General features: G+C 73.4%; 8 protein-coding genes. 3 read left to right on the forward strand and 5 right to left on the reverse strand.

Annotation, left to right across the window (positions count from 1 at the left end; translation table 11 throughout):
• Positions 1–15 precede the first annotated feature (15 nt).
• Both B124_RS26375 and B124_RS26380 read left to right on the forward strand, forming a co-directional pair.
• Positions 16–993 (forward strand): ABC transporter ATP-binding protein, encoded by a 978-nt coding sequence (locus B124_RS26375; RefSeq protein WP_496505450.1) that lies wholly within the window; start codon positions 16–18, stop codon positions 991–993.
• Complete coding sequence (locus B124_RS26380; RefSeq protein WP_496505451.1) at positions 990–1,781, forward strand: ABC transporter permease; 792 nt, start codon at positions 990–992, stop codon at positions 1,779–1,781. The genes B124_RS26375 and B124_RS26380 overlap by 4 nt, the downstream gene beginning before the upstream one ends.
• On the opposite strand, the gene B124_RS26385 is transcribed toward B124_RS26380, so the two are convergent.
• The 4 genes from B124_RS26385 to B124_RS26400 form a co-directional block, all read right to left on the reverse strand.
• On the reverse strand, positions 1,762–5,061 hold the full coding sequence (locus B124_RS26385; protein ID WP_496505452.1) for an ATP-binding protein: 3,300 nt from the start codon (positions 5,059–5,061) through the stop codon (positions 1,762–1,764). The genes B124_RS26380 and B124_RS26385 overlap by 20 nt on opposite strands.
• Positions 5,058–5,879, reverse strand: a complete 822-nt coding sequence (locus B124_RS26390; protein ID WP_496505461.1) for an SAM-dependent methyltransferase — start codon at positions 5,877–5,879, stop codon at positions 5,058–5,060. The genes B124_RS26385 and B124_RS26390 overlap by 4 nt, the downstream gene beginning before the upstream one ends.
• A gap of 135 nt (positions 5,880–6,014) precedes the next feature.
• Positions 6,015–6,395: a DUF2255 family protein gene (locus B124_RS26395; protein WP_496505453.1), complete on the reverse strand. Its 381-nt coding sequence runs from the start codon at positions 6,393–6,395 to the stop codon at positions 6,015–6,017.
• 138 nt (positions 6,396–6,533) lie between these two features.
• Positions 6,534–7,643, reverse strand: a complete 1,110-nt coding sequence (locus B124_RS26400; protein ID WP_496505454.1) for a serine/threonine-protein kinase — start codon at positions 7,641–7,643, stop codon at positions 6,534–6,536.
• Positions 7,644–8,390: 747 nt separating this feature from the next.
• Here B124_RS26400 and B124_RS26405 point away from each other — a divergent pair.
• Complete coding sequence (locus B124_RS26405; protein ID WP_496505455.1) at positions 8,391–8,591, forward strand: hypothetical protein; 201 nt, start codon at positions 8,391–8,393, stop codon at positions 8,589–8,591.
• Between the two features lie 289 nt (positions 8,592–8,880).
• Here B124_RS26405 and B124_RS26410 read toward each other — a convergent pair.
• Positions 8,881–9,111, reverse strand: a 231-nt coding sequence (locus tag B124_RS26410; protein WP_496505456.1) for an IS30 family transposase, incomplete at its 5' end; no start/stop codon positions are given.

Consider the following 9,111-nt stretch of genomic DNA (forward strand, 5'->3'; position numbering starts at 1 on the left):
CGCAGGTTACGGGGCATGACGACGACCACCGACTCACCCGCCATCGCCGCCACCGGGCTGCGCAAGGCGTACGGCGACAAGACCGTCCTGGACGGCATCGACCTGCACGTGCCGGAAGGCACCGTCTTCTCCCTCCTCGGCCCCAACGGCGCCGGCAAGACCACCGCCGTGAAAATCCTGTCCACCCTCATCACCGCCGACGCCGGCGACGTGCGCATCGCGGGGCACGACCCGGCCGTCCACCCCGACGCCGTACGCGCCGCCATCGGGGTCACCGGCCAGTTCTCCGCCGTCGACAACCTCATCACCGGCGAGGAGAACCTGCTCCTCATGGCGGACCTGCACCACCTGTCGCGCCGCGACGGCCGCCGGACCGCCGCCGAGCTGCTGCGGCGCTTCGACCTCACCGACGCCGCCGCCAAGCCCGTGTCCACCTACTCCGGCGGCATGCGGCGCCGTCTCGACCTCGCCATGACGCTCGTCGGCAGCCCGCGGATCATCTTCCTCGACGAGCCGACCACCGGCCTCGACCCCCGCTCCCGGCACAACATGTGGCAGATCGTCCGCGAGCTGCTGACCGACGGCGTCACCGTCTTCCTCACCACCCAGACCCTCGAAGAGGCCGACGAACTCGCCGACAGCATCGCCGTGCTGCACGGCGGCAAGATCGTCGCCCACGGCACCGCCGAGGAGCTGAAGCGGCTCGTCCCCGGCGGCCACGTGCGGCTGCGGTTCGAGGACCCCGGGGCGTACGAGCGGGCCGCGGGCGCGCTGCGCGAGACCGTACGCGACGACCAGGCGCTGACCCTGCAGATCCCCAGCGACGGCACCCAGCGGGAGCTGCGCGCGATCCTCGACTGGCTGGACGCCGCCGACGTGCACGCCGACACCCTCACCGTCCACACCCCCGACCTGGACGACGTCTTCTTCGCCCTGACTGCCACGCCCGAGACCACGCCCGAGACCACGCCCGAGAAGGAAACCGCCCGATGAGCACCTTCGCCCTCGCCGTCCGCGACTCGTCCACCATGCTGCGCCGCAACCTGCTGCACGCCAGGCGCTACCCCTCCATGACCCTCAACCTGCTGCTCACCCCGGTCATGCTGCTCCTGCTCTTCGTCTACGTCTTCGGCGACACCATGAGCGCGGGCCTCGCCGGCGGCACCCCGGACCGCGACGTCTACGTCGCCTACGTCGTGCCCGGCCTGCTGCTCATGACCATCGGCAGCACCACCGTCGGCACCGCCGTCTCCGTAGCGATGGACATGACGGAGGGCATCATCGCCCGCTTCCGTACGATGGCGATCCACCGCGGCTCCGTGCTCATCGGCCACGTCCTCGGCAGCGTGCTCCAGGCCCTGGCCAGCGTGGTCTTCGTCGGCGCCATCGCCGTGGCCATAGGCTTCCGCTCCACCGACGCGACCGCGCTGGAGTGGCTCGCCGCCTTCGGGCTGCTGGCGCTCTTCGCGATGGCGCTGACCTGGATCGCCGTCGGCATGGGGCTCGTCAGCCCGAACGCCGAGGGCGCCAGCAACAACGCCACGCCGCTGATCCTGCTGCCGCTGCTGTCCAGCGCCTTCGTGCCGCTCGACGCGATGCCGGGGTGGTTCCAGCCGGTCGCCGAGTACCAGCCCTTCACGCCGGCCATCGAGACCCTGCGGGGGCTGCTGCTGGGCACGGAGATCGGGCACGACGGCTGGCTGGCCGTCGGCTGGTGCCTGGGGCTGACCGTGCTCGGCTACCTGTGGTCCAAGGCGTCGTTCAACCGCGACCCGAAGTAGTCCCGATGAGCCCGCGGGCCACCTCGCGCAGCTCGTCCCGCCCCAGGGCGGCGTACTCCGACACCGCGTCGGCGTACGCCGCCCCGTTGGCGTTCTCGGCGGCGCGGCGGGCGCGGTCGGCGGAGAGCGTGGGGTGGAACGACTGCGGCACGCAGAGCCGTTCGGCGAGCGCCAGCAGCCGTACGCCCGATTCCTCGTCGGCCCCGCCCGCGGCGAGGCGGACGAGGCCCAGGCACAGCACGGCGGTGCCGTCGACCCCGGCTTCTCCGGGGACCTGCCCGTCGGCGCGGAGGTCCGCGGCGAGCAGCGTACGGAACCGGCCCTCCAGCTCGGACACGAGCTCGGCGACGGGCTCCAGCCGGCCGGCGTGGGCGTGGGCGGCGACGGCGGTGGCGGCGAGGTGCAGGGCCCAGGAGTCGGCCATGGGGTCGGCGGCCGGGTCGGCGGGCAGGTCGGCGGGCAGGTCGGCGGCCGGGGCGACGCGCGGGTCGGCGGGCGCGGCGGCGGGCCGGTCGCCGGGCGGGGAGCCGGGCGAGGCCGCGGACGGGTCGGCGAGGCGGGCGTAGGGCAGGTCGGCGGCGCGCAACTGCGCCACCGCCGTACGCCACCGCTTCAGCCCCAGCTCCGTCAGCCCCCGCAACAGCGCGATCTCCCCCCACGCCCCCGTATCGGCCGCCACCGACTGCGGCGGCTCCGCCGGCGACCGCGCCTCCTCCACCCGCCGCAGCCACTGCTCCGCCTCGTCCGGCTTCCCCCGCTGCAGGCACGCCAGCACCAGCCCGCGCCGCAGGCCCGTCGTCGGCGACTGGTCGCTCAGGTGCACCATCGCGTCCAGCGCCGCCAGCAGGTGCCTGTACGCCTCCTCGCCCAGCCCGGCCTCCATGCACAATTCGCTGCAGCGGGAGTGGGCCAGCAGGCTGAGGGACGGGTTGGGGACGGCGTCGACCGCGGCGAGCATCCGGCGCGCGGCGGCCAGCGCGCGCGCCGGCTCGTGCGCGTGCTCCAGGAGATAGCTGGCGACGCACTCGGCGATGCCCGCCAGCAACGGCGCGTCGCTGGCGCGGAGTTCGTCCAGCGCCTCGTAGCGGGGCGCGCGCATGTCCGGTACGGCGCACAGCACGACGGCGAGCGCCCGCAGCAGGGTGTCCGGCTCGGCGGGCGGCAGCCGGCGCAGGGTGGCGAGATGGCGCGGGTGGAGGGGCCCGTAGCCCATGAACGGGGCGGCGGTGTTCACCGCGCACAGGGTGCGGGTGACTTCGGTGTGGCGGGGGTCGGGGCGGTAGTGCGACATCGGCCAGGCGGTGTCGGCGGCCAGGGCGAAGGTGCGGTGGAAGCTCGCCGAGTCGGTGGCCCAGACGCCGGCGAGGACGGCGCCGGCCGCGGCGGTGGTGGCGTGGTCGGCGCGGGCGAGGCCGTAGCGCAGGGCTAGGACGAGGTTGTCCTGCTCCGCGTGCAGGCGGGGCCAGTGCCGCAGCGGTTCGAGGCCGAACAGCGCGTCGTGGTTGGCGACCCCGAAGTCTCGCGCCCAGCCCAGGAAGCGGTCGGTGACCGCCTCCTCCTCACCCGCCTCCGCCCGCCGGGCGGCGCTGAACTCCCGCACCGTCTCCAGCATGTGGAAGCGGATCCCGGCGGCGGTGTCGGCGGCCTTGAGCAGCGACTGGTCCACCAACTGCTCCAGCAGCGCCAGCACATCCCCGCGGCCGTCGCCCAGCAGGTGATCCGCCGCTTCGGCGGTGAACCCGCCGGGGAAGACGGACAGCGCCCGCAGGGCGGCCCGCGCGTCCTCCTGAAGGAGGTTCCAGCTCCAGTCCACGACGGCGTGCAGCGTACGGTGCCGCTCGGGCGCGTCCCGCGCCCCGCCGCGCAGCAACGCGAACCGGTCGCCGAGGCGCCGCGCGATCTCCGGTACGGACAGCACCCGCACCCGCGCCGCCGCCAGCTCCACGGCGAGCGGCAGCCCGTCGAGGTGCCGGCACAGCCCGGCGACGTCGGCGGGCGGGAGCGCGACACCGGGGCGGGCGGCGCGGGCGCGCTGGGCGAAGAGCTCGGCGGAGGTCGCGGGGGTGAGCTGCGGAAGGTGGTAGACGGCCTCGGAGCTGAGGCCGAGGGGCGCGCGACTGGTGACGAGCACGCGGAGGTCGGCGGCGCGGGTCAGCAGGTCCCGTACGAGGTCGGCGGCGCCGCGGACGACCTGCTCGCAGTTGTCGAGGACGAGAAGCGCGGGCTGCCCGCCGAAGGCGGCGACGATGGCGGCGTGCACCTCGGTGCCGGGCGGAGCCGTACCCCCCAGGGCCGAGGCACGCCCCAGAGCCGAGGCCACTTCCCCGGCCACGTCCTCGTCCGCGCGTACGCCCGCCAGCGAGACGACGTGCACGAGCGGCTGCTCCGCCCGCCGGCTGACGGCGTACGCGAGGCGCGTCTTGCCGAGCCCGCCGGGCCCGGTGATCGAGGTCAGCCGCGAGGAGCGCAGCAGCGCGTCCACCGCCGCGAGGTCGTCGTCCCGGCCGAGCAGTGGGTTCGGGTCGTGCGGCACGCCGTGGCGGACGGCTGGCGCGCCGGCCCGCAGCAGCTCCTGGTGGACGGCCGTGAGCGCGGCGCCCGGGTCGGCGCCGAGGTCGTCGCGCAGCTCGCGCCGGTACGTGTCGTAGCGGGCGAGCGCCGCCGCGGGCCCGGCCGCCGCCGCCTCGGCGCGCAGCAGCTCGGCGAGCACCTCCTCGTCGCGGGGCGCCCCGGCGAGGACCTCCGCGAGCGGCGCCGCGGCCTCCGCGCGCCGGCCCACCCGCGCGAGCGCGAGGGCCCGGGCCCGTACGAGAGCCCCGTACACCGGCGCCCGCGCGGCCTGCAGCTCCGCCACCGGATCCGCCGGCACCCCCGACGCCTCCGGCGCCGCGTCCCACCACCCGAGCCCCTCTTCGGCGGCGGCCAGCGCCGCGGCGTGGTCCCCGCCCCGCGCGGCCCGCGCCGCCTGCCCGGCACACTCCACGACGACCGCGGTGTCGACCTGCTCCGCCGTCAGCGCCAGCCGGTACCCGGCCGGGGTGCTGACGACGACATCCGCCCCGACCTGGGCCCGCGCCCGGGACACCAGGATCCGCAGCGCGTTCGCCGGATCGGCCGGCAGCCCGTCCCCCCACAGCCCGTCCACGAGCCGCGCCACGCTGCACCCGCCCCGCAGCTCCCCGGCGAGCAGGGCGAGCAGGGCCCGTACCCGCGGCGCGGTGATCTCCTGCCCCCGGAACGCGACCTGCGACAGAAAGGTCAGCTCGACCCGGCCGGTCACGGCTTGCGACCGACGCCGCTGCAGCCGAAGAGGGGCGGCGGCTCACCGAAGGCCGTCGTCCCGGGGCGCCACAGCGGCATGGACACCACACCGGGGTCGACGAGGTCCAGCCCGTCGAAGTAGGCCGTGATCAGCTCTTTGGCGCGGTGCGCGAGGGGCATGGGCGCGTTCTTGTTCCAGTACTCGGTGGCCTCCGCGTTCCCCTCCGCGCCGTCCGCGCCGTCCGCGCCGTCCGCGCCGTCCGCACCGCCCAGTGCCGTGTCGAAGGTGGCGTGGGTGATCACCAGGAAGCTGCCGGACGGCACGGCGTCCAGCAGCCGGCGTACGACCTGGAGCGTCCGGTCGTACTCGGGCACGTAGTGCAGGACGCCGAGCAGCATGACCGCGACGGGCCGGTCGAAGTCCAGGGTCTGCGCGGCGGCGTCGAGGATCGTCCCGGGGTCGCGCGCGTCGGCCTCGACGCAGTCGGTGACGCCCTCGGGGCAGGAGGTGAGCAGGGCGCGGGCGCGGGTGCGGACGAGGGGGTCGTTGTCGACGTAGACGATCCGCGCCTCGGGCGCGAGCGACTGGGCCACCTCGTGGGTGTTGCCCGCGGTGGGCAGGCCGGTCCCGATGCCGAGGAACTGCCGGACGCCGGCCTCCTCGACGAGGAACCGTACGGCGCGGCCGAGGAACGCCCGGTCGGCCCGCGCGATGTCGGTGATCTGCGGAAACACCTGCTTGACGCGCTCGCCCGCCTGGCGGTCGGCCTCGTAGTCGTCCTTGCCGCCCAGCCAGTAGTTCCACACCCGCGCTATGTGCGGGACGGTGGTGTCGATCACGGCGGCGCTCCCTCCGGGAGGAACAGGTGTACGCAGCCTATAGCGGGGCCGTACGCCGCAGACCTCCCTGCCGCAGGGCAGCTCCGGGCCCGTGCCGCCCCCGCCGGGGGCGGGATGCGAGCGGCGGCCGGGTCAGCGCGGCACGAGCCGGATCGTGGCGGCCTGGGCCTGCGGGGTCACGACGCTGTCGAAGACGTCCGCCGGATACTGCCCGTACTTGGCCCGGTACGCGGCATCCAGCCGCGGCGCGGTCTCACCCCCGCCCCCGACGTCGACGAACGCGACCTCCTTGTCCACCCCGCCCGCCCGGATCCGCCCCGCAAGCTGCGCCCGGGTCCCCCGGAACCACGGCCCCTGCACCCCCTTGACGGACCGGACGTAGACGTCGTCCCCGTCGCGTACGACCCACATGGTCACCGGATCACGCAGACTGCCGTCACCGCGCAGCGACTGAAGGTTCAGCTCCTCCGCGGTACCAATCCGGTCAAGCTCGTCGGCTGTCCATGCCGCCATAACCGATCCTCCGCTCACATACCCCGAGTGCAGGTCCGTCCAGTGCGGAATCTAGGCGAACCGGACAACCCCCGCATTTTCACCCGGTCCGATCGTGGAAAGGGGAGCTGCCCTGACGACCGGGTCCTCTGCCGAGCCCTAGCCCCGCTGGATGCCCCTCGCGTTGCGGAGGAGCCGGCGTTGGCCGGTGAGGGTGTGTACGAGGAGTGCGTCTCCCCGTTCTCCGATGGCGAGGTGCCATGTGCCTGGGGGCAGTTCTTCTGCCGGTGACAGCGGGTTGCCTTCTTCACCGGCCAGTTCTCGGTATTCCGGCACGGCGAACCAGAACGGCTGGAAGCCCTCCGACCCGGCAGCGTCGAGCTCCGTGGGCGGGTGCGTGGGAGCGCTGTCATCTCGTGCGTGAGGGGTCGGCGCCGTTTTGCCGCGCGTCGTGGGCGCGGCGTGGTCCATGGACGCACTGTTGAGCGCAGTCAGGAGTTCTGCCGGGGTCAGCCGGGCGGACGGATCGCGGCGAAGGCAGCGCGCGACGACCGGTCTCATCGGCTGGGGGAGCACGGATACGTCCGCGTCGTTGTGCGCGACCCGGTACATCAGCGACATGGGTGAACCCTTACCGAAGGCCCGGCCGCCGGCCGCGTACACCAACACCGCCCCCAGCGCGAACAGATCGCAGGCGGGACCCACCTGCCCTCCCGTGACCTGCTCGGGGGCAAGGTACCCCGGGGTGCCGATCACCTGGTCGGTTGCCGTCAGCCGGGTCTCCTCCAGCGCGCGGGAGATACCGAAGTCCAGTACCCGCGGCCCGTCTTCACCCATGATGATGTTGGAGGGCTTCAGGTCACGATGGACCAGACCGCAGGCATGGATGGGCTGGAGGGCCTCCGCAAGCGCCGCCCCCAGCGCTCGTAAGGCCCCCGCGCCCAACGGGCCGTCCTCGGTGATCACTTGGTCCAGGGAACGCCCGGGGATGTAGGCCGTCACCATCCACGGCGGTTCCGCGTCCGGGTCGGCGTCCACGACCTGCGCGGTATGGAAACCGCCCACCCGGCGGGCCGCCTCGACCTCACTGCGAAAGCGCGCCCGGAACCCGGGATCGGCGGCCAACTCCGCCCGGGCGACCTTCACCGCGACGACGCGCCCACCGGGCGACCGCCCGCGGTAGACCCGCCCCATACCGCCAGCGCCCAACTTGCCCTCGATCAGATAGCCCCCCACCTCACGCGGGTCGCCGATGTCGAGACCGGACACCTGCCCCTCCCATCGGGTGATCGCCGCTGCCTGAGCGAGGGTACCGAGGCCGATACCTCACGGTGGTGCCGTGCGAGATGATCCGGCTGGAGGGCCCGAGGCAGCGGGGGGAGCGCCGGCAGCCTCCACCTCGCCTCCCGCCTCGCGCCGATCACCCGAACCCGTACTGATGGAGCCCCCGGACCGATGGAGCCTGGGCAACCGCGTCGCGCCGTCCCCTCACCCGGATGGCTACAGCACCGCCGGAAACCCCCGGCACGGGCAGTCTCGACTTCGGAGCCTCCCGACCGCCGGTTGACGGCCCGCAGCGCAGGCCCTGCGGTTGAGGGCGCAGCGCGCGAGTGCTGCAGTTTTCCGTAGCACGGTTTTCGGCAGTGGCGCTGGGACCGACAGGAAGAGAAGGCGGATGAAGGCATTGCGGTACACCCGAGTCGGTGCCGAGCCCGAGGTGAAGGAAGTGCCCAAGCCCGAGCCGGGTCCCGGGCAGGTACGCATCCGCGCCACCGCTGCCGGGGCATGCCACTCGGACTCGTTCGTGATGGGTCTGAGCGAGGCCGAGTACGGCCAGTTCGGCTATCCGCTGCCGATGATGCTGGGCCAAGGACGTCGGAGCGCACCACGCCTTCCTCTCCGATGACACGGCAGCCGCGCACATCGACCGAGTCGTCGGGACCGCGGGCGTCACGGCCGTCTTCGACTTCGTCGCCAACACTGGTCGGGGTCGGCGCAACCACCACACCGGTCGGCATGCTGGCCAAGCCGTACGACGCCAGTGTCCGGTACCCGTACGGGGGATCGCGGTCGGAGTTGGTCAAGGTGCTCGATCTGGCGCGCTCCGGCCAGGTGCACGTCGAGACCGAGCGCTTCTCCCTCGCCGACGCACCCGAGGTCTACCGGCGCCTGCACGACGGGACGCTGCGCGGGCGCGCGGTCGTCGTACCCGAATAGCCCGACGCGGCAACCGGCGGATGCGTCGCCGTGCCGTTCCGCGTCTACGCGAAGTGTCTGCACGGTGCTGATGAGTCCGCCACTGCGCGAATCGCGGCGGCGCTGAACCGAGCCCGCTGAATCTCGGCCCCACAGTGGGCCCGTACGCCCTGGTCGGGAGGCGAGACAGGTGAGACATGCCGGGGCAATCCGGTGTGAGGTCTCGCGATCGGCGGAAGCAGGCATACGAAAGGGCCCGCGGCAGGGGGCAGATTGGCAGATTCTCGGGGTCCTCGCAACACCTGATGGCTTACGTGGTCGTCAGTAGATCACGCAGGCGCTCGGCTGGTGTTCTCCAGCCGAGCGTTTTGCGTGGTCGGCCGTTGAGTTGCTGGGCGACGTGTTCGAGGTCTTCTGGGCTGTGGACGGACAGGTCGGTGCCTTTGGGGAAGTACTGCCGCAGCAGGCCGTTGGTGTTCTCATTCGATCCGCGCTGCCAGGGCGAGTGCGGGTCACAGAAGTAGACCGGTACTCCCGTGGC

The organism is Streptomyces sp. CNP082 (assembly GCF_059570535.1).

What these genes read in the sequence shown, in the direction of transcription:
- B124_RS26375 (WP_496505450.1), top strand. Translation starts at nt 16, where the DNA reads ATGACGACGACCACCGACTCACCCGCCATCGCCGCCACCGGGCTGCGC.
- B124_RS26380 (WP_496505451.1), top strand. Translation starts at nt 990, where the DNA reads ATGAGCACCTTCGCCCTCGCCGTCCGCGACTCGTCCACCATGCTGCGC.
- B124_RS26395 (WP_496505453.1), bottom strand. Translation starts at nt 6,395, where the DNA reads ATGGCGGCATGGACAGCCGACGAGCTTGACCGGATTGGTACCGCGGAG.
- B124_RS26405 (WP_496505455.1), top strand. Translation starts at nt 8,391, where the DNA reads ATGCTGGCCAAGCCGTACGACGCCAGTGTCCGGTACCCGTACGGGGGA.